Annotated in this window: 17 protein-coding genes and 3 pseudogenes; 10 read left to right on the plus strand and 10 right to left on the minus strand. The window is 68.0% G+C overall.

Translation table 11 applies throughout. The annotated features are described in order from the left end of the window. The first annotated feature begins 44 nt into the window (after positions 1-44). The 5 genes from SMIR_RS36250 to SMIR_RS36270 all read left to right on the plus strand — a co-directional run bounded on the left by SMIR_RS36250 (position 45) and on the right by SMIR_RS36270 (position 6,697). Positions 45-1,391, plus strand: a complete 1,347-nt coding sequence (locus SMIR_RS36250; RefSeq protein ID WP_212727924.1) for an FAD-binding oxidoreductase — start codon at positions 45-47, stop codon at positions 1,389-1,391. Positions 1,392-1,501: 110 nt separating this feature from the next. Then, positions 1,502-2,425, plus strand: a complete 924-nt coding sequence (locus SMIR_RS36255; protein ID WP_349636912.1) for a site-specific integrase — start codon at positions 1,502-1,504, stop codon at positions 2,423-2,425. Between the two features lie 77 nt (positions 2,426-2,502). Beyond that, a complete protein-coding gene (locus SMIR_RS36260; protein ID WP_349636913.1) occupies positions 2,503-4,155 on the plus strand; it encodes a hypothetical protein in 1,653 nt (550 codons plus the stop codon). A gap of 32 nt (positions 4,156-4,187) precedes the next feature. Continuing rightward, on the plus strand, positions 4,188-6,293 hold the full coding sequence (locus SMIR_RS43830) for an integrase (RefSeq protein ID WP_249938647.1): 2,106 nt from the start codon (positions 4,188-4,190) through the stop codon (positions 6,291-6,293). Next, entirely contained in the window at positions 6,290-6,697 is a 408-nt protein-coding gene (locus SMIR_RS36270; protein WP_212727926.1) for a hypothetical protein, read from the plus strand. The genes SMIR_RS43830 and SMIR_RS36270 overlap by 4 nt, the downstream gene beginning before the upstream one ends. 241 nt (positions 6,698-6,938) lie before the next feature. Here SMIR_RS36270 and SMIR_RS44660 read toward each other — a convergent pair whose 3' ends face one another. Then, entirely contained in the window at positions 6,939-7,331 is a 393-nt protein-coding gene (locus SMIR_RS44660; protein ID WP_349636915.1) for a helix-turn-helix domain-containing protein, read from the minus strand. Between SMIR_RS44660 and SMIR_RS45020 the strand changes: the two genes are divergently transcribed. Continuing rightward, positions 7,330-7,659, plus strand: coding sequence for a transposase (locus tag SMIR_RS45020; RefSeq protein ID WP_212727928.1), 330 nt, complete (start codon positions 7,330-7,332; stop codon positions 7,657-7,659). The genes SMIR_RS44660 and SMIR_RS45020 overlap by 2 nt on opposite strands. 109 nt (positions 7,660-7,768) lie before the next feature. On the opposite strand, the gene SMIR_RS36285 is transcribed toward SMIR_RS45020, so the two are convergent. Continuing rightward, on the minus strand, positions 7,769-8,098 hold the full coding sequence (locus SMIR_RS36285; protein WP_212727929.1) for a winged helix-turn-helix transcriptional regulator: 330 nt from the start codon (positions 8,096-8,098) through the stop codon (positions 7,769-7,771). A 131-nt stretch (positions 8,099-8,229) separates the two neighbouring features. After that, on the minus strand, positions 8,230-8,595 hold the full coding sequence (locus SMIR_RS36290; RefSeq protein ID WP_249938531.1) for a hypothetical protein: 366 nt from the start codon (positions 8,593-8,595) through the stop codon (positions 8,230-8,232). Between the two features lie 35 nt (positions 8,596-8,630). Here SMIR_RS36290 and SMIR_RS45025 point away from each other — a divergent pair. Continuing rightward, positions 8,631-8,978: pseudogene (locus SMIR_RS45025) on the plus strand (transposase); the annotation flags it as partial. Positions 8,979-9,007: 29 nt separating this feature from the next. Here SMIR_RS45025 and SMIR_RS36295 read toward each other — a convergent pair. Together SMIR_RS36295 and SMIR_RS44420 are read right to left on the minus strand one after the other, a co-directional pair. Continuing rightward, the gene (locus SMIR_RS36295; protein WP_168498024.1) at positions 9,008-11,170 is read right to left on the minus strand and encodes a recombinase family protein; all 2,163 of its coding nucleotides are present in this window, start codon (positions 11,168-11,170) and stop codon (positions 9,008-9,010) included. Beyond that, the gene (locus SMIR_RS44420; protein ID WP_282190273.1) at positions 11,167-11,295 is read right to left on the minus strand and encodes a hypothetical protein; all 129 of its coding nucleotides are present in this window, start codon (positions 11,293-11,295) and stop codon (positions 11,167-11,169) included. Before SMIR_RS44420 ends, SMIR_RS36295 begins: the two co-directional genes overlap by 4 nt. A 174-nt stretch (positions 11,296-11,469) precedes the next feature. Here SMIR_RS44420 and SMIR_RS36300 point away from each other — a divergent pair. Beyond that, positions 11,470-11,661: pseudogene (locus tag SMIR_RS36300) on the plus strand (IS5 family transposase); the annotation flags it as partial. 28 nt (positions 11,662-11,689) lie between these two features. Here SMIR_RS36300 and SMIR_RS36305 read toward each other — a convergent pair. Together SMIR_RS36305 and SMIR_RS36310 are read right to left on the minus strand one after the other, a co-directional pair. After that, the gene (locus SMIR_RS36305) at positions 11,690-11,890 is read right to left on the minus strand and encodes a hypothetical protein (protein ID WP_212727930.1); all 201 of its coding nucleotides are present in this window, start codon (positions 11,888-11,890) and stop codon (positions 11,690-11,692) included. Positions 11,891-11,987: 97 nt separating this feature from the next. After that, positions 11,988-12,985: pseudogene (locus SMIR_RS36310) on the minus strand (IS5 family transposase). A 250-nt stretch (positions 12,986-13,235) separates the two neighbouring features. Between SMIR_RS36310 and SMIR_RS36315 the strand changes: the two are divergent. Then, positions 13,236-14,327, plus strand: coding sequence for an IS630 family transposase (locus SMIR_RS36315; RefSeq protein WP_422664487.1), 1,092 nt, complete (start codon positions 13,236-13,238; stop codon positions 14,325-14,327). Here SMIR_RS36315 and SMIR_RS36320 read toward each other — a convergent pair. The 3 genes from SMIR_RS36320 to SMIR_RS36330 all read right to left on the minus strand — a co-directional run bounded on the left by SMIR_RS36320 (position 14,324) and on the right by SMIR_RS36330 (position 17,799). Further along, positions 14,324-15,535, minus strand: coding sequence for a serine hydrolase domain-containing protein (locus SMIR_RS36320; RefSeq protein WP_212727931.1), 1,212 nt, complete (start codon positions 15,533-15,535; stop codon positions 14,324-14,326). The two genes, SMIR_RS36315 and SMIR_RS36320, sit on opposite strands and share 4 nt — an antisense overlap. A 771-nt stretch (positions 15,536-16,306) precedes the next feature. Further along, on the minus strand, positions 16,307-17,218 hold the full coding sequence (locus SMIR_RS36325; protein WP_212727932.1) for a TIGR01777 family oxidoreductase: 912 nt from the start codon (positions 17,216-17,218) through the stop codon (positions 16,307-16,309). A gap of 77 nt (positions 17,219-17,295) precedes the next feature. Next, entirely contained in the window at positions 17,296-17,799 is a 504-nt protein-coding gene (locus tag SMIR_RS36330; RefSeq protein ID WP_212727933.1) for a MarR family winged helix-turn-helix transcriptional regulator, read from the minus strand. Between the two features lie 131 nt (positions 17,800-17,930). On the opposite strand from SMIR_RS36330, the gene SMIR_RS36335 reads away from it, so the two are divergent. After that, a complete protein-coding gene (locus SMIR_RS36335; RefSeq protein ID WP_212727934.1) occupies positions 17,931-18,380 on the plus strand; it encodes a DUF6069 family protein in 450 nt (149 codons plus the stop codon). Positions 18,381-18,650: the final 270 nt, after the last annotated feature.

An 18,650-nucleotide genomic window follows, 5' to 3' on the forward strand; every position in this document is an offset into this window, starting at 1 on the left:
GACAGCGGCCCCTCGAACAGCACTCGCACCCTGCGGAGGCAGCGATGCGCACCACCGACACACCGTCCCGGTCCCCTTCCCTCGACCTGCCCGAGCGCCTCGGCGCGGTCGCCGTACGTCCCGGAGACCGCCGCTACGACTCCGTACGGCACACCTACACCCGCCCCGGCTCACCGGGCGCGGTCCTCCTCGTCCGCAGTGCCGGGGACATCGCGGCAGCTCTGGCCCATGCCCGCGCCACCCAGGTGCCGTTGACCGCGCGCAGTGGCGGGCACGGCATCAGCGGACGGTCCACCAACGACGGCGGGATCGTCGTCGACCTCTCCCGGCTCAACGCCGTAGAGGTCCTCGACAGCCGGTCCGCGCTGGTGCGCGCGGAGGCGGGGGCCCGCTGGGGCGAGGTCGCCGCGGCACTCGCGCCGTACGGCCTGGCCCTGTCCTCCGGAGACACCGGGGACGTCGGGGTCGGCGGGCTGGCCACCGCCGGCGGTATCGGCCTGATGTCCCGGCTGCACGGCCTGACCATCGACCACATGAGTGCCGCCGAACTCGTCCTGGCCGACGGATCCGTGGTGCGCACCGACGTCGAACACGACCCGGACCTGTTCTGGGCCGTACGCGGGGCGGGAGCCAACTTCGGGGTGGCGACGGCCTTCGAGTTCCAGGCCGAACCGGTGCGCGACGTGACCGTCGCCGTGACCGTCCACGACGCCGCGGACACGGCCGCGTTCCTCACCCGATGGGGCGCAGCGGTTGAAGCAGCACCCCGCGCGGTCACCAGCTTCCTGACTCTCGTCACCGGTGCCGGCGGGAGAGCCGTCGCCCAGGCGATGACGGTGTACGCCGGCACGGACGCCACGGCGGTCCGCACGGCGCTCGCTCCCTTGCTGTCGGCCGGACGGGTGCTGCGCAACCAGGCCTTCGCCACCCCGTACCACCAGCTGCTGCCCGCCGGGCACGAGCCGCAGCATGCGCAGCAACCGCTGTCGGTGTCGCGCTCCGGGCTGGTGGACCACATCACCCCGCCCGCCGCCGAGCACATCACCGCGCTGCTGGAAACGGCCGGCATGGTGCAGCTGCGCTCGGTCGGCGGAGCGGTCAACGACGCACCGCCCGAGGCCATGGCCTACTCCCACCGCACCCAGAACTTCTCCCTGATGGCCGCCACCGTGCCCACACTGCGCGACGACCTCGACCAGCGGTGGGAACGGCTCCACCCGCACCTGAACGGGCTCTACCTGAGCTTCGAGACGCGCACCGGACGGCAACAACTCGAGGACGCCTTTCCCGGTGCGGTCCTCGAACGGCTCATCGCGCTCAAGTCGCACTACGACCCCGACCACCTCTTCGACAACAACTTCGCCCTGCCGTCGGTGCGGTTCCCGCACTGAATCCGAGGAGATGACCATCCGATGCCCACCTCGGGTTGCGTGGTCACACCCGCACCGGGACGCCGACACCTGGGTGGGCGGCGAGGACAGAGCTGCGCAACACCAGCTTCGTGCAGCTGCTGCTCAGCTCCGGGTTGCGACGGCAGGAAGGCGGGTCGCTGCTGACATTCGAGCTGCCGACGCAGCGCCTGCGCTATGGCCGCTACTGCCACGGCCGCGTCGCTGGGGCGGTGACGAGGTCGAAGGCCAGCCGGGTCTTCTACGCCTCGGTGGACGCGGTCGGCCAGGTCGAGGCGTACATCGCCTCGGAGCGGGCGTGGGCGGTCCAGCGGGCCCAGGCCCAGGGCCGTTACGACCGTCTGCCGACGATACGACTGGTCACGAAGGTGACCCACGGGTTGAGGCCGGCAGTGGAGTGGGTGGACCGCGACGGAGTGATCGGCGGCCAGGAACTGAGACGACTGGGCTGGCGTGAACGGCAGTGGCTGTTCTTGGAGGGTCCGGACGGTCCGGAACCGGCGTGGTTGTGGCTGTCCGAAGAGGGCCTGCCGATGGCTCCGGACCGGTGGAACGGCATCTTTCGCGCCGCGAACTTGCGCTGTGAGGAAGTCCTGCTCACGCCCGAGGAACGTGAGATCAAGCGGGACTTCCGGTTGGCGGAGATATGTGGCAAGAGCCCGTACGCAACACCGCATGCCGCACGTCATTCGATGGCGCTCTACATGCTCATCCTGCTAAACGAGCTGATGACGTCCCGCTACGGGCTCACCGCGGCAGACCGGCGGGACTTCGCCCTACTGTTCGGCGACCCGTGGTGGCTGGTGAAGACGCTCTTGGGGCACTCGGACGTGGAGACAACGAAGCGGCACTACCTCGCGCCCGTTGCCCACCTGCAGCTGGAGTCGATCCTCGCCTCCGCGGAGACGACGGACGAGGGCCGCGACGCTGAGGACCTGGACAACATTTTCTCGCGGCTGGCCCGGGAGACGAGCGGCATCCAGGACATCGACATCCTCCTCAAGGATGCTCCGTGAGCGGGCGGGGACGGCGAGCCGTCCTGCCCCCGGCCGATCACCGCAGCGAGCCGCCGCTGGCGCCGGACGGGCTTGTGGTGACCGTGGGCAACAAGGCCGGCTACAAGATGGAGTTCAACTTCGCCGAGCTGCCCGTTGCCGGTCCGATGCAACGGTCCCTGGCGGTCGTTTTCACCGCCCAGTCGCGTCGCTGGAAGAGCCATAGCACCGCGAGGACCTCCTGGAAAAAGTTGATGATCTTCGCGCGGTTCCTGTCCGGGTTGGACCAACCGCCGCAGGATCTGGATGAGCTGACCGCGGCGATGCTCAAGCGCTGGCGAGCCCAGCATGTCGCCACAAACACCGGCAAGGTCACGCTGTCGTCGGTCCGCACGCTCTTGCAGAGGGACCCCCGGCTGGGCCGCGGGCCAGTGGCTGAGGAACTTGCCTGCCGCGTCCCCAAGCCCACGCCGAGCAAGCAGTCCTACGATGAGCCGGACCGCGAACGCGTGGTGCTGGCCGCACAGCGGCAGTTCCGGGCCGCACGGCTGCGGATCCGCGAGAACACCGAACTGCTGGAGCGGTGGCGGTCTGGCCAGCTGTCTGCGGACAGCCGTGAATGGCACCTCGGCCAGATCCTGGACCATCTCGCCCGCACGGGTGACGTCCCTCGCACCGTCCAGGGGGGCGTGAAGAACCGCCGTCTTTTGGGCCGCACAACGGGGGTCGAGTTGTTGTGGGGCCGGCTGTTTCTGACCCGCGGAGAACTGACTGCCCTGGCGGTCCTGTTGACCGACCGGTTCGGATGGAATCTGTCCGTCTACGACCGCATGCCGACCCCGACCAGAGCTCCGTCGGTCGGCGAGACGACGACCGTGACCTACCAGGTTCAGGTCGAGAAACGCCGGGTGGGCGGCGGGCGCTGGTTCTCCACGGAGAACATCAGCGATTCGGGTGCCGACTCTCCCGGCCGGCTGATCACCCAGGCAATCGAGGCGACCGCACACGGCCGCGCGCTGGCCGCACGGCTGGCGCCGGGACACGGTCTGCTGATGACGGCCCGCACACATCGGGTCGGGGTGGAGGAGAAGGACCTGGACCGGCCGCGCCCGGTCGGCCCCCTGGTTTTCGGTGTCTCGATGACTGACGGAAAGAGCTGGGCGAACAGTCATCAACTGGGCGGATCGCCGTTCCAGCGGACCCGCAGGACGACGGTGACCCGCGAAGGCCGTCCTCTGCAGCACTCCAGAGGCACCCACGAGAGCGTTTATGTCCTGCCCGACCAGCGTGTCCAGCGCGCCGCACAGGGCGTCATCGCCGACGGAGCCGATGAAGCTCTCCAGCAGGCCCGGAACAGCGTGTTCGGGGGCCATGTCCGCCAGACGCCGGACCCGCGGCACTTGGAAACAGCGACAGCGGACTGCGCGGACGAGGAGTCCGGCCCCTGGCCGGCTCCGGACGGCGGATGCGGTGCGGATTTCCTGCTCTGCTTGGCTTGCCCGAACGCCCACGTCCACCCGGGCCACCATGCCCGGCTCGCCCACCTCCACCAACGGCTGCAAAGCCTGCGTTCGGCTCTGCCGGATCAGGCCTGGAACAAGCACTGGCGCGATCACTTGCTGCGGCTGGAGGACCTCCGCGACGACAACCAGAAGGTCGGACCAGCTGCCTGGAATGCCGCACTGGCCCAGGTCAGCGACGCCGACCGCACTCTCATCGACCTTCTCCTGGAAGGAGTTCTCGCCCCGTGACCACCGCCGTCATCACGGGTGACGATCTGCCGATGCCCACCGCGGGGACCCCGGTCGTGCTACCCGGTTGGATCAGCCCTGGTAATCAGCACGCCAACTCCCGCTACGGCGAACTCGTGTGGTCGCTCGGCCCGCTCATCGACAACCCGAGCACAGCCATCATCACGATCTCCTGGACGAACTGCCCAGAGGAGTTTCGAGGGCAGGTGAAGCTGGCGACCTGGATCATGATCAATGGCGAATTGCGGCCCACCTATCTGAAAACTCGCGGCAACAACGCCCGGTCGCGACGCGCAGGCGACGGCCTGCGAGACACCTGCGGGGAATGGAAGAAGCTGGCCCGCTGGCTGCACAAGCGAGGCATCACCGACCTCGCCGACTGCACCGCCGACGAGTGGCGCGGATACGTGGCCCAACGGTGGTCGAGCGGCTGCGGCCGTCGCCACGGCGAACGAGTGCTCGGCTGGCTGGCCGCCCTCTGGTCGTTCGACCAGCTCACTCCGCATCCTGCGGGGATCAGCCGCCCTCCCTGGCTCGCCGAGGGCGTCGATGATCACCTGCCTTCCTCGGACGCCGCGGCCGACGGGGTGGAGAACTCGACCGAGCCGCTCGATCCGCAGGTCATTGGACCGCTTTTGGTGTGGTCCATCCGGATGGTCGAGGACTTCGCCGACGACATCCTGGCCACCTGGGCAGAGAACCGCCGCATGACCGAACTCGCGGCAGCTAACCTGGCCACCCCTGCCAGCCAGAGGGCGTTGGAGTCATACCTGCTGCCTCTCGTTAGCAGCGGCGCCCCGATCCCGGCGACCGCGCACAAGGGCGAGACGATGCTGGCCCGCAGGTTCATCGCCGCCACCACCGGGGCCAGTCTCGGCCAGGTCGACCGGCTCAACAACCGATGCGGACTGACCGTGCTGGCCGCCGAGCGTCCCGGGCCGTGTCCGATGCGCATCCCGGTCACCGGCCGGATCAGCGGAAAGCCTTGGCGCGAGCATCTGGACTTCACCGAGGCCGCCGACCTCATGCGGCACCTGGGAACTGTCGCCATGATCATCTGCCTCTATCTGACCGGCATGCGCCCGCAGGAAGTCCAGGGCCTGCGTGCCGGGTGCTGCCCCGACCCCGAGCCGGACAAGGACGGGATCATCGGCCAGCACCTGATCCGCAGCCACCACTTCAAGAACGTCACAGACGACGACGGCAACCACCTCTCCGCCGGCAGGGAACGTGAAGTCCCCTGGGTCGCCATCGCGCCCGTCGTCCGCGCCATCCGCGCGCTGGAACGCATCGTCCCGGATGGCGAGCTCCTCCTCAGCGCCGCCCACCACGACTTCACCCACCAGCGCGGCAACTACGGCACGCTGAAGCAGAGTGCCCTGAATCTGCGGGTCGAGCACTTCATCACATGGGCCAACCGCGAAGCGCACGCCCATGGCCTGCCAGACCAGGTCATCCCTGAAGATCCCCACGGCTCGGTTGGCCTGTCCCGGTTCAGAAGGACTTTGGCCTGGCACATCGCCCGCCGTCCCGGCGGGCTGATAGCCCTCGCCATTCAGTACGGCCACATGCGCACCGTCCTGGATGCTCGTACCTCGACCGGCTACGGGAGCCGCAGCCGAACCGGCATCCACAGCGTCCTCGATGTCGAGACCGCCCTCGCAGCCGCAGACACCGCTGCCCACCTACGTGATCGCGTCGCCGCCGGAGAGAAGATCTCAGGCCCCGCCGCCCGACGCGCGCTGATCGGCGCCGCCCAGACACCGCGTTTCGAGGGGCGCATCGTCCCCCACACGTTCGCAAGGAAGGCGGCCCAGTTCCTCGCCCGGGACGGCGTCGTGCTCTATGACAACCCCGACGCCCTGCTGATCTGCGCGTTCAAGCGCGACAACGCGCTCTGCGAGCCCGCTCCGGACGCGACGGCTCCGAACCAGTACGCCTGCCGTCCCGGTTGCGGCAACGCCGTCCGCACCGACACACACGCTCGCCTCCTTCGCGAGCGGGCCCGCACGATCGACCGCAAGGCCGCTCGCCTCCCCGAACCCGTCGCCAAGCGCCTACGGGCCAATGCCGACCGGCTCCGTGCCACCGCCGACACCCACGACGCCACCGCCCAACCCGCCGAGGCCCTGACATGAACCAGCAGCACCAGAACGAGCGCGCCCGCATCCGCGAGGCCATGGACCGGCTCCTGGCCGGACAGCCCACCGTCTCCAACGGCAGCCTTACCGTCGTCGCCCTCGCCGCCGAGGCTGGCGTCCACCGCATGGCACTCCTCAAGCGGCACGTCGACCTGAAGAACGAGTTCTACGAACGAGTCCGCGCCGAGACGAAACAGATTCCGGAGAACGAGAAACGGCTTCGCGAAACCGTTGCCAAGCTCAAGAAGACCATTTCGAACCAGAAAGCAGAGATCGCAGATCTACGACAGCGGGTGACCCGCCTCACCCTTGCCAGCGCCGTTCTCACCCAAACACGGGACCCAGCATCCGACACCCCGCCCCCGGACAACGTCGTCCCTCTCCGCTCGCCCACCACCTGACTGCCCGCCCCGGCCTTCTTCGCACCGGGGGCTCTCCCGCCTGGGCACCACCGAGGCCGGGCAGGTCCTGCGCCCCTTCACCCGCGGGTGTGTCCAGCGAAGGCCGTACAGACCCGAACCCGGAGCGGCAGTGGCGCGCTGTGCCATGGACCACGGCTACGCATGGTGCAACACCGCCAGGGCTCAGCGTTCCGACATCACGCGTTCAATCGCAGTAGCAACTCTTGCCAGAAACTTCGCACTACTCGGAATCCACGGCTTTGGATGCATCGAACACGGCCAGCAGGGTGGACGGTGAAACCTTGAGGCCGCGCGCAAGGTTGAGCAGGGTCGTCAAGCTTGGATTGCGTTGCCCGTGCTCAATGTAAAGCACGCCGCGAAAACTCATCCCGCTGCGCTCCGCCAACTCCTCAAGAGTGAGTCCCTGCGCTTCTCGTAGGCGCCGCACATGCATACCGAATACGTGAAGTTGCGGGTCTGGTTGATTCGGTCGCGGCACGCAAACGACTCGAACACTCGGACACAGTTGACTGCCATGAACAGTTGTGCATAATCGATCGCTGATCGTGATGTGTTCAGGCTCGTAGTCCAGCGCTGGCCGTGACGGCAGAGATACCTTGAGAGGAACCCGCATGCCCGCTGCGAGGAAGTACCCGCCTGAGTTGATCGAGCGGGGGGTCCGGATGGTCAGAGAGCTGAGGCAGGACGATCCTGGCCGGTCGGGCACGGTCCGGCGAGTGGGGGAGTTGCTCGGTGTCCACCCCGAGGTGCTGCGGCATTGGGTCAGAAAGGCCGACGCTGCGGCCGACGGGCATCCGGGGTCACCGCACGTCGACGCCGTTCACCTGCGTCGACTCGAACAGGAGAACGCAGAGCTGCGTCGGGTGAATAGCATCCTCAAAGCGGCCGCAGTTTTTTTCGCCACAGAATTGGAGCAGGGAAAGGTTACATTCGGAAATTAATAAGTCATTTGATGCTTGCGGGTGCGGTGCTCAAATGCGACTGACTTTCGGTCTCCAGATTCGCACTTGCGGCCAGGTAAAGATTGACAACACGGATTCTTGACCGGGCTCAAGTTTGAAGGTTCTCCGCTACCTCGCGCAAGGACGTCAGGGCGATAGCGACTTGCCGGCCGAGGCTGGTGAGCCGGTAAGTGATGGTGACCGGACGCGTCGCGGTCACGTTCCTAGACACCAACCCGCGGCTCTCCAGGTCCGCAAGGCGGCTGGAGAGCACGCGGTTGGAGATCCCGGAGACGGCTGCGTGGATCTCACCGAATCGTCCCGAGCCATCGAAGGCATGCAGGGCCAGCAGGATGTGCATCGTCCATCGGGTCGAGAGGGCCTGAAGCAGATCACTCTCGGCCCGGGTCAACTGCGTACTGCCGTTGCTGGCGGTCATACCCCTCCTTACTCGGCGGTGGGGGCCTCGTCCTCCGTCTGCGCGGTGTCGAACAGTGCGTCGCTCTGCTTCTCGTCTGACTTCTGGGCCGCTTCCGGCTCGGGCTTCGGAGCGTGCTTGCGCTGGCCAGATCAGGCGGTTGCCGCCAGATGGCCGGTGGGTGTCCAGGTCCCGCGTTCCTTGGTTTTGCGCCTGTGGTGGGTGCGGCGGCGGGGGCGCTCGCCGCCGAGTGCGAGAGTCTCAAGCCATTTTTTGATCTTGCGGCGGTTGGCATGGGCGAGCTGGAAGGCCAGAAGGATCGTTTGGGCCGCGATGCCGCGGATCCGGCGGGAGCCCGCAGCCTCGATGCCCTCGGCCAGTGGGTTCTTCGCGTAGCCGTTGTAGCCCTCGACGCTGTTGCGGAGCCGGAAGTAGATCTTCTGCCATTCCGGGCCGCCGTACTCCAGAGCCTGCCACTGCTTGGCGCCGGCTTCCGGGCTGATGGTGATGGCGCGCACGCGAGGCCGACGGGCGAGCCGCCGAGCCGAGCGCGGGGCTGATCGACTCGCAGTCCGTCCGCACTGCAGACACCGTGCCCGCCGCGACCCGGGGCTTCGACGCGGGCAAAAAGATCAAAGGACGCAAGCGATTCATCGTCACCGACACCCTCGGCCTGCTCCTGGCCGTCCACGTTGTTGCCGCGAACGTCCAGGACCGCGACGGCGGTCGTCGCCCGCTGCTCTGGACTCGCCTTGACCACCCGGGCGTCCTAAAAGTCTGGGCTGACCAGGGCTTCGCCGGCCGCTTGGTCGACTGGACCGCCATCATCCTCGGCCGCGAGCTGGAGATCGTCCGCAAATCCCCCGACCAGCGCGGTTTCCAGGTCCAACCCAAGCGGTGGGCTGTGGAGATCTGTCAAGCACAGTGCACTCATGGAGTCTGTTGCTCCGCTGTTTCGGCGGTCTCGGTCCAGATGCGGCGGCTGTACCAGCCAGGCGGACGGGTCCGGCGTTCGCGGAGTTCGTCGAGTTCTCGCTGGTCGGCGTGGGCGATGAGCCGGTGAGGCCAGCAGCTCTCCCGGCGGGTGGTGATCCAGCCGCGGTTGATCCAGGCGTAGAGGGTGGAGGTGGTCATGTCCAGCTCGGCGGCCAGGTGCTTGAGCCACCACTCGTCCGGGCCGGGCTCCTCGCCCGGTGGTGCGGGGCGGTGCTGGTGGACACGGCCTGCGGGGCAGGCGAGGCGGCGCATGAGGTCGCGGACGGTGGCTGCGGAGATCCGTTTGCCGCCCTTCGCGGGCCGGAAGCCCTCGGCCTGAAGGCGGTCGGCGATCCCGTTGGCTCCTATGCCCTGGCCTGCGAGTTCGCGGATCCGATCGGTCAGTTGCGGGTAGTAGCTGAGCTGTTGAAGCCGCTGGACCGGGCGGATAACCTCTCCCGCCGTAGTGGTCCCGCCGGCCCAGACGATCGTGACCTTCACTTGCTCGCTGGTGCCGAGCACGGTGACGACGACCTTGTCGACGACCGCGCGGATGATCTCCTTGCGGTCCGCTGTCGTGGTGCTGTGCGCACGCCACAAACCCTCGATGTCGCCGGCCAGAGCCGTGATGGTCTGCCGCTCGGCCGGAGTGAGGATGTGCGGACTGCTGCGGGTGAACCGGTCGTAGTCCTCGCCAAGCCTCTGCTGGACGGCCAGGGCGCCCTCCCACTCCTTCTCCAACTGGCGTACGACCAGGCGGTTCTCCGGCTCGGCGAGGTGATGGCTGCGACGGGCCCGGTCAGCGTCCTGCGCGGCGCGTTCCAGCCGCTGCGCCCACAGCCGTTCCAGCTCGGCCCGCTCGGCCAGGACCTGGTCGGCCGCGCGCAGGGACACCTCGACGGCGGCGGGCGTCAGTGCCGCGAGGACCTGCTGTTCGACGAAGGCGTCCACGCAGGCGGAGTTGAGCAGCTGGCAGCTCTTCTGGGCGCCGTAGTTGGTCATGTCCCGGGCGCACACGTATTCGGGCAGGGCCTTGCTGTGCTGGGTGTGGTAGCGCACGCTCATGCGCCGGTTGCAGCGTCCGCAGTGCACCAGCCCGGCCGTGAGCGCGGGGCCGCCTCGTATCGCGCCCATGGCTTCGGCGCGGGCGCGGTTGGCCGCCAGTTTCGCCTCGTTCGTCTCGAACTGGGCGACGGTGATGTAGGCGGGCAGGACGTTCGGGATCATCACATGCCATCCGTCCCGGGAGCGGACGACCCGTCCGGTGCTCGGCCGGGCCGGGTCCTGGCGGCGCGGGTCGACCCGGCGCCGCCCGTAGGCATAGATGCCGGCATACGCGGGATTGTGCAGCAGGGTCTGCAGCGTCATCCGGTTCGGCCTTCGCCATTCCAGGGTGCCCTTGTCCGGCCCCTCCCGCAGCCGGATGCCCAACTGGATGTCATGGTCGACGAGATAGCGCAGGACACCGTGCAAGGTGCCGAGCCGCTCGAACTGCGCGAAGACCAGGCGGATCACGGTCTGCACCTGCTCGTCCGGATCAAAGGCGACCTCCCCCGACGGGCGGCGGACGTAACCGCTGGGCAGAGGGAAGGCCAGCTCGCCGCGGCGGGCCTTGTTCAGGCGCCCGCTCCACATCCGCTGCTTGATCAGGTGGAGTTCGGCCTCGCTCATCGTGCCCTTGAGCCCCAGCAGCAGCCGGTCGTTGTACTCGCCCGGGTCGTAGACCCCGTCGGTGTCCGCGAGCACCGCACCCGACAGGGCGCACAGCTCGATCAGCTGGTACCAGTCCCTGCCGGAGCGGGCCAGACGGGACATCTCGATCCCCAGCACGAGACCGACGTGGTCCAGCCCGATCTCGGTGACCAGACGCTGGAAGCCGGTGCGGGCCACCGCGCTCGACCCCGACTTGCCCAGGTCCTCGTCGATCACCAGGACCCGGTCCGCCTGCCAGCCCAGCGCGACCGCCCGGTCCACCAGGGCGTACTGCAACCGGGTCGACTCCTGGTGCTCGACGAGCTGCTGACGGGTGGACTGGCGGACATAGATCACTGCGAGTCGCTGCAGGTGACGGTCGTCGATCTTGCTGCCGGGCCGCTCCCACGGCATCACCGAGGTCATCGCCGGTCCCGCTCACTCGCCGTCGCGGCGGCCGACAACGCGCGGCTCGCCAGCCGCGCCAACTGCCCCACCACCGCCTGCCGGTTCACCTCCGGCAGTGCCGCCCACACCTGCCCGTCCGGCACCACCGGAATCGTTGTCTGGGGCCGACGTCACTGTCGTCTCGCATGACGACCCGTTCCCCTCGTCACTCAGCCGGCCCCGCAACCGTTGGGCCACAGCGACCAACCGCTGCAGACCCTCACGGCCAATTATCGGCGTCCGCTCACTGCTTTGACTATCCATAAGCGCAGTGTGCTTGGGCGATGGAGCGCACGTTCTCGTGGATCACCGCCCACCGGCGCCTTGCCCGGGACTACGAGACCAGCCCGGCACACTCGGAGTCGATGATCCGATGGGCGATGATCGACATCATGGTTCGCCGCCTCACACGCAGAGGAACGGCTTCACGGCCAGGGCCCCGACCGCTCACGCGGATCCCTTCTCGGTGATCAACGGTTCTGCTGATGCAAAATTGAGTCAGCCAGTGACGTCACCGGAAGGTGCGGCCTCCAGCGCGAGCAGCTCCTCGTCAGTGAGCTGCGGAACAGTCCAGTCGTTGCCCTGCACATGTGCGAGGAACCGCTGGTCGAGCGCCACGTGATAACGCTCGACGTAGTAGGCCAGATCGGAGTGCCAGAGCCAGCGCCCGTCCGTCAGCAGGTGCCACCCGCCGATCACGGCATGGGAAGGGCTGAGGACATCGTGTACGAGTGTGGTCGCGGCGACCAGGACTGTGCCGTTCCGCAGGTACTCGACTAGGTGTTCTGAGTTGAGATCACGGGAGGGCTGGCAGGCTGCGTAACCAGAGGATGGATCCGCGCAGGTGGAGTCCTGCGGCGTAGCTCTCGGATGTCTTGTCGTACCGGCTGGCCAGTCCCCGCCATTCCTTGAACTTGTTGATGGCGCGCTCGACCGTGTTGCGATCTTTGTAGAGCGTGGCGTCGTGGCTGACCGGGCGGCCGCCGGAACGTCCCTTCTTCCTGCGGTTGGCGGCCTGGTCGGTCTTTTCCGGGATCACTGCCTTGATGTTGCGTCTGTGCAGGTGGGCGCGGTTGGCGCGGGAGGAGTACGCCTTGTCTCCGGCGACCGCGTCCGGCCGTGTCCTGGGGCGGCCGACCGGGACGCGCACCTTGATCTTCTTGAGGACCGGGATGAAGCGCGGGCTGTCCGCGGACTGCCCGGGGGTGAGGATGATGGCCAGCGGGCGGCAGCGTCGCTCGACGGCGAGGTGGACCTTGCTGGTGAGCCCGCCCCGGGAGCGGCCCAGTTCGGCGGCCCGCAGTCGGGCCCTGCGGCGTCGGCGCACGGCGCGGCGCTGTTCCCGCTCGGGGTCCTCCCTGTCCGCGGACCCCTCACCTACGGGGTTGTTTTGCCCCTTTGCTGCAGCCCCTTTTCTTCCGCCACGGCCTTCTCCAGGTCCTCAAGGAGCTCCGGGTCGACGACCATGCCCGCCGCGTGGTGATGCGCGCGGGCAACGGTCGAGTCCACGCTGACCAGGCTGAGATCGACATCGTCGCGGGCCGCCGCCTCGGCGATCATCGTTTCCATGAGGGCCTGGAAGACTTCGCCATGCGCCCACATCCGGAACCGGTCGTAGATCGTCGACCAGGAGCCGTAGCTCTCCGGCACATCCCGCCAGGGGCTGCCGGTGCGGAACCGCCACATCACCGCGTTGAAGTAGCTGCGCAGGTCAGGGATCGGTCCGAACGCCCCCAGCGGCAGGTGCGGCTCGATCAACTCCCACTCGGCATCGGTCAGATCACCACGAGTCACGCGACCGGTCTACCGCAGCCAGCGCCCTCCTGAAGCGGGAATGACCGATCCTGTGATCTCAACTCAGAACAGGCCCTAGCTCGCGGGCCTGTGCCGGCGCCTTATCGCGGACGGAGCCTCGGAGCGACGGCCCGTCTGGCCAGCCGCGCTCAAGTTCTCTGAAGTTCCCGACCACAGGAAATCTCTCGTCCATCCGCAGAGGCTAGTGTCCTGCGCCGGGAATTCGATGAATATGTGTACTGTTGCCGGCATGGCGCGCATGGGACGGCCGATGGCCGAGCTGACGTTGACCGATGGCGAGCGTGAGACGCTGGTGCGCTGGTCACGGCGGGCGACGTCCGCGCAGGCTCTGGCCCAGCGATGCCGGATCGTGCTGGGCTGCGCGGAGGGAAAGTCGAACCAGCAGGTGGCCGCCGAACTCGGCATCTGGCCACAGACGGTGGGCAAGTGGCGTCGGCGCTTCCTTGAGTCCCGACTGGACGGCCTTTCCGACGAGCCGCGCCCTGGCGCTCCTCGGAAGATCTCCGACGAGCAGGTGGAAGCGGTTGTTGTCGCCACGTTGGAACGCGCCCCGAAGGACGCCACGCACTGGTCGCGGGCATCCATGGCGGCCGAGAGCGACCTGAGCAAGTCCACCGTGGGGCGGATCTGGCGCACGTTCGGTCTCAAACCGCACCAGGTCGACACCTTCAAGCTCTCCAACGACCCCCAGTTCATCGACAAGGTCCGCGACATCGTGGGCCTCTACCTCGACCCGCCGGAGAAGGCGCTGGTTCTCTGCGTGGACGAGAAGAGCCAGATCCAGGCGCTGGACCGCTCGGCACCGGTGCTGCCGATGATGCCGGGCATGCCCGAACGCCGTACCCACGACTACGTCCGCCACGGCATCACCACCCTGTTCGCCGCCCTGGACGTGGCCACCGGCGAGGTGATCAGCTCCATCCACCGCCGCCACCGGGCTGCGGAGTTCAAGAAGTTCCTCGCCAAGCTGGACAAGGAGGTCCCCGCCCAGCTCGACGTCCACCTGATCTGTGACAACTACAGCACCCACAAGGCACCGGTGGTTCGCAAGTGGCTGGAGGCCCACCCACGCTTCCACACGCACTTCACCCCGACGTACTCATCCTGGCTCAACCAAGTCGAACGATGGTTCGGGCTGCTGACGGACAAGCGGATACGGCGCGGGGTCCACAAGAACCTCCAGGCCCTGGAGCGCGACATCCGCACCTGGACCGCGCAGTGGAACGAGGACCCGAAGCCCTTCGTCTGGACGAAGGACGCCGATGAGATCCTCCAGCGGCTCGCCTCATATCTTGATCGAATTCCCGGCGCAGGACGCTAGACGGCGGGTGTCAGGACGGCTCCCAGCAGGCGATTGGACAGGGGGGTCGAGGCGCCGAAGTCGAGGCCGAGGTTGGAGACCGAGTAGACGGCGCGGACGGACAGGTCGCGGGTGGCGAACATGCCGTTGGCGTAGCCGTCGTCGTGGCCGGTCTTGCCCCAGAGTACGGTGCCGTTCGGCAGCGGGGTGGACATCAGACCGGCGCCGAAGCAGGCCACCTTGTTGCAGGAGCTGCCGCCGACGAACGGGACGAGCTTGCCCTCGTTGTCCTTGGGCAGGGTAAACAGCTCGTTCTGCTGTGCGGCGGGCAGCAGGCGGCCCTGGAGCAGCGCGGTGATGAAGTGGTCCAGGTCGGCCGGGGTGGAGATCATGTTGGATGGGTCGCCGCCCTGCTCGCTGACGTCCACCGCGTTGCCCTGGCTGTTGGTCATGTAGCCGTGCAGGTAGGGCCGGGGCATCTCGGGGTCGCCCTCGGGCACCGAGGTCTGGTCGAGGTGCACCGGTTCCAGGATGCGGTCGGTGACCTCCTCCTTGAAGGAGTGGCCGGTGATCTGCTCGATGAGCTTGCCCGCGATCCGGAAGCCGAGGGAGTTGTACTCCTGCTTGGTGCCGGGGGCGAAATGCGGGCCGGGCCACGAGCGGTCGGCGGGGCGCAGGGTGCCCTGGATGATCTCGTCGAAGGTCCGGTATGTGTATCGGTCGGCGATCGTCTCGTCGGCGCTTTCGGCGGGCTTGCCCTCGTCCACGTTCGGCAGGCCGCTGGTGTAGTTGACCAGCTCGCGGACGGTGATCGGCTGGAAGGTGTCCGGGAGCAGACCCGGCATGTAGTACTGGACGGTCTGGTCGAGGTCGATCCGTCCCTCGGCCGCGAGCTGGAGGATGACAGTGGTCTCGAAGACTTTGGAGATGCTGCCGGCGTGGAAGTGCGCGTTCTCCGGGATCTTGCGGCCGGTCTGGCTGTCCAGGGTGGAGCCCTTCCACAACTGGCCCGGCTCGCCGACCCGGACGATCGCACCGGCGGCGCCGTCGGTGGGCCGGGTCTGGATGGCGGCCTCCAGGGTGGCCGGGTTCAGTGCCGGAAAGGCCGTCGTGGCACTGGAGTTCGAGCCACTCGCGGCGAAGGCCTGGGTGTCCGATCCAGCGGTGAGGCCGACGAGGGCGGAGCAGGCCACGGCGAGGGTGGCGGCACGACAGGCGAGGGGCTTCATGGTGAGACTCCGTGAGATCGGCTTGGCTGAGCGGTCCTTGCGACGTGATCAACCCTGCTCAGCCGCCCGGGCTCCGGGTATCGGGATCAACCCTGACCCGCCCCTGAGCCGCCCCCCACCTGACCTGCGCACCATGCCAGCAACACACTACACATATTCATCGAACTTAAGGCGCAGGGCACTAGGGCATCTGCTCGCGCACGGTCGACAGAGATCTCAAACGCGGTCTGAAGCGGATAGCGACGATTTCGAGGGCCGTCCCTGCCTGCAGGGCGGGGGAAATAGCCAGGTTCAGCAGCAGGGGATGTGCGTCCGCAAGTACCCCGTGGCAAGCGGGTCCTGTCCAGCTGGGTCGCCGGGACACGCATAGGGACAGCTGGCAAGGGAGAGGGGCATGGGCAGGACCTGCGCCTCTCAGGTCCTGTGCATTGCCGTCGGAGGCTTGATGAGGGCGCTTCAGGGCGACGGCCTGTAGAGCAGCGCTGTGTGGTCCAGGGGTGCGCAGCACTGCACCGGGCCGTGGGTGAGGTACGGCTGCCTGGACGGCCCCGAGACGCAGGCAGGGACGAGGACATCCTCGGCGCGGCCCGGGAGGCCCTCCTGCGCGCCGGTTAATTAGACGCTCTTCTGACCAGCGAGTTCGTACCTAGCAGCAGCGGGCTCAGCGGTTTCTCAGTCTCAGATCTGTGTCATTTCCTCACCGGCCGCGCTCAGATCGAGCGGCGCATCGAGACGCTCGTCTGGAACCAGGACGCTGTCCATCCCTACCTGTCAGCTCGTGTGGAGAACGGAGTGGAGTGCCTTGTCGATCGTGGGGTGGCCGAAGGTGAAGCCCGCCTTGTGCAGGGCCGCAGGGACGGCGCGGCAACTGCCTGTGATGCCCGCGGCGAACTCGCCGAGCGCCACTCTGAGGGCGAAGGCAGGAACGGAGGCGATCGTCGGGCGATGAAGGGCGCGGCCCATCGCTCGCGTGATCTCGCGGTTCGTCAGTGGTTCGGGGGCTGTGAAGTTGACGGGGCCTGTGAGCGTCTCGTCGTCGATCGCGAAGCGCAGTGCCCCGATGTGGTCGGTCAGCGAGATGAACGGCCAGTACTGGTCGCCGGAGCCGAGCCGGCCGCCCAGGCCGAAGCGGAAGAGCGGGAAGAGCCTGCCGAAGGCGCCGCCTTTGGCGGAGACCACCAGGCCGGTGCGGGGGTGCACCACCCGGATGCCCGCCTCTCGGGCAGTGTCTGCGGCGGCCTCCCAGTCGACGCAGACGGCAGCCAGGAAGTCGTCCCCGGGTGGCGCGCTCTCCTCGATCGTCCGGTCGCCGGTGCCGCCGTAGTAACCAGTCGCGGATGCGGAGACAAGGACGCGGGGTGGGGTGGACGATTCGGCGCAGGCCCGCGCGATGGTCCGGGTTCCCAGTGCGCGGCTGCGGCGGATCTCCTCCTTGTACGCGGCGCTCCAGCGCTTGTCTCCGACCCCGGCGCCGGCCAGGTGCACGACGGCGTCCACAGTGTCCAGCGCACCGGGCTGGACGTGGCCTCCGATCGGATCCCATTGCGCCGCCTCGCTGCCGTCCCCCGCGGGGCGCGCCGACCGGTCGCGGACGAGGCGAACGACCTGGTGGCCGTCGGTGAGGAGCGAGTGGGTGAGGGCGGATCCGATGAGTCCGGTGGACCCGGTGATCGCGACGCGCATGGCGTTCTCCCGAACGGGCTTGGGCAGGTGGCCTTGTGGCCACCCGGGATGGTTGTCGGACTTCGAGGTTCTCGGAGTCAGCGGCGATGCCACGGCAGGGCCGACGGGTAGGCGTCCTCCTCGCCGGCCTGCTTGAGGGATGCGACCACGGTGGCGGTGATGGTGGCGAGCTGCTCCACCTGTTCAGGGCTGAGGGCGTCGAACACCACGCGGCGGACGGCAGCCACATGGCCGGGGGCGGCCTTGGCCATCAACTCCATGCCGGCCTCGGTGAGTTCGGCCAGCTGTCCCCGTCCGTCGGCCGGATCCTCCCGGCGCCGCACGTAGCCCGACTCCTCCAGGCGGATCACCGCGCGCGTGAGGCGGCTGCGGGTGAACTTCAACTGCTCGGCGAGCAAGGACATCCCCAGGGCGCGGTCGGGTGCCACGGACAGGCGGGCCAGGAGGCTGTAGTCCGCGTGCGTCGTGGCCGCGTCGCGCCGCAACTGCTGATCGAGGTAGTCGCTCAGCAGCGTCGAGCAGTCGAGGAAGTTGATCCAGGCTCGCAGCTCTTCGGGAGTGAGCCACCGGGGGGATGTCATGGCGGCCACTCTAACCGAGATGTTTGCCTGATCAAACATTTCGGGGGTAGCGTCTCCAGTGTTTGAGGAATCAAACGCCTTCCTTTCTGGCGCTGCGCCTGTCGTTCTTGAGCTCTCCGCAGGAGGTCCCCATGTCCGGTTCCGTCCCCGAAGCCGTATCGTCCGCCCCGCCCGCGCCGCGCTCCCGCGGCCTGACCGTGGTCGCGGGGCTTCTCGCGGCGGCTGTCGTGGCCGTCCTCGGAAACGTGGTGGTCGCATTCCTCGCCCACGCGGCGGGGGCGTCGGAAGATTTCGATCCGCTGCACCTCTCCGCGTACGCGCCGCTGACGGTGTTCGGCGTCGTCCTTGGCGCCATCGGCTGGGCGGTCGTCCGTCGTGTCGCCAAGAACCCGGCGGGGCTGCTGCGGTGGCTGGTGCCCGTGCTCGTGGTCGTGTCGTTCGCGCCCGACCTGTCCCTGCTCGGTGGCGGTACGCCCGGCAGTGGGCCGCTGGCCGTCGCTGCGCTGATGGTGATGCATGTGGTGGTCGCGGTCGTCGCCGTCGCCGCCTATCGGCGCGTCCTGCCGCTGCCTGTCCGCTGACGCTACCTGGCGTGCGCGACCGTGCCGGCTGCCGGCTGCGGGCGGTGTCCCGGGGGCCGGGACGACCGAGTTCCGGGACACCGCTGTTCGCGCGCAGGACCGGCCGTGCACGTCTTCCGTCCGCGTGACAGTTGCCCACCCCATCCACCGCGTGGATAACCCGGATACGGGATTCGGATTGCGCTGGGGATGGCACCGGCGCCTTGGCGCCCCCATAGTCGTCGCTACCGCACGCCGCTGTCCGGACGCTGCCGGCGTGCGAGTTCCCCC

Origin of the sequence: Streptomyces mirabilis (genome assembly GCF_018310535.1) — a bacterium.
GTDB lineage: Bacteria > Actinomycetota > Actinomycetes > Streptomycetales > Streptomycetaceae > Streptomyces.

What these genes read in the sequence shown, in the direction of transcription:
- SMIR_RS36325 (WP_212727932.1), bottom strand. Translation starts at nt 17,218, where the DNA reads ATGCGCGTCGCGATCACCGGGTCCACCGGACTCATCGGATCCGCCCTC.
- SMIR_RS36285 (WP_212727929.1), bottom strand. Translation starts at nt 8,098, where the DNA reads ATGACCGCCAGCAACGGCAGTACGCAGTTGACCCGGGCCGAGAGTGAT.
- SMIR_RS36250 (WP_212727924.1), top strand. Translation starts at nt 45, where the DNA reads ATGCGCACCACCGACACACCGTCCCGGTCCCCTTCCCTCGACCTGCCC.
- SMIR_RS36330 (WP_212727933.1), bottom strand. Translation starts at nt 17,799, where the DNA reads ATGACATCCCCCCGGTGGCTCACTCCCGAAGAGCTGCGAGCCTGGATC.
- SMIR_RS36270 (WP_212727926.1), top strand. Translation starts at nt 6,290, where the DNA reads ATGAACCAGCAGCACCAGAACGAGCGCGCCCGCATCCGCGAGGCCATG.
- SMIR_RS44660 (WP_349636915.1), bottom strand. Translation starts at nt 7,331, where the DNA reads ATGCGGGTTCCTCTCAAGGTATCTCTGCCGTCACGGCCAGCGCTGGAC.
- SMIR_RS36315 (WP_422664487.1), top strand. Translation starts at nt 13,236, where the DNA reads ATGGCGCGCATGGGACGGCCGATGGCCGAGCTGACGTTGACCGATGGC.
- SMIR_RS45020 (WP_212727928.1), top strand. Translation starts at nt 7,330, where the DNA reads ATGCCCGCTGCGAGGAAGTACCCGCCTGAGTTGATCGAGCGGGGGGTC.
- SMIR_RS36335 (WP_212727934.1), top strand. Translation starts at nt 17,931, where the DNA reads ATGTCCGGTTCCGTCCCCGAAGCCGTATCGTCCGCCCCGCCCGCGCCG.
- SMIR_RS36295 (WP_168498024.1), bottom strand. Translation starts at nt 11,170, where the DNA reads ATGACCTCGGTGATGCCGTGGGAGCGGCCCGGCAGCAAGATCGACGAC.
- SMIR_RS36320 (WP_212727931.1), bottom strand. Translation starts at nt 15,535, where the DNA reads ATGAAGCCCCTCGCCTGTCGTGCCGCCACCCTCGCCGTGGCCTGCTCC.
- SMIR_RS43830 (WP_249938647.1), top strand. Translation starts at nt 4,188, where the DNA reads ATGCCCACCGCGGGGACCCCGGTCGTGCTACCCGGTTGGATCAGCCCT.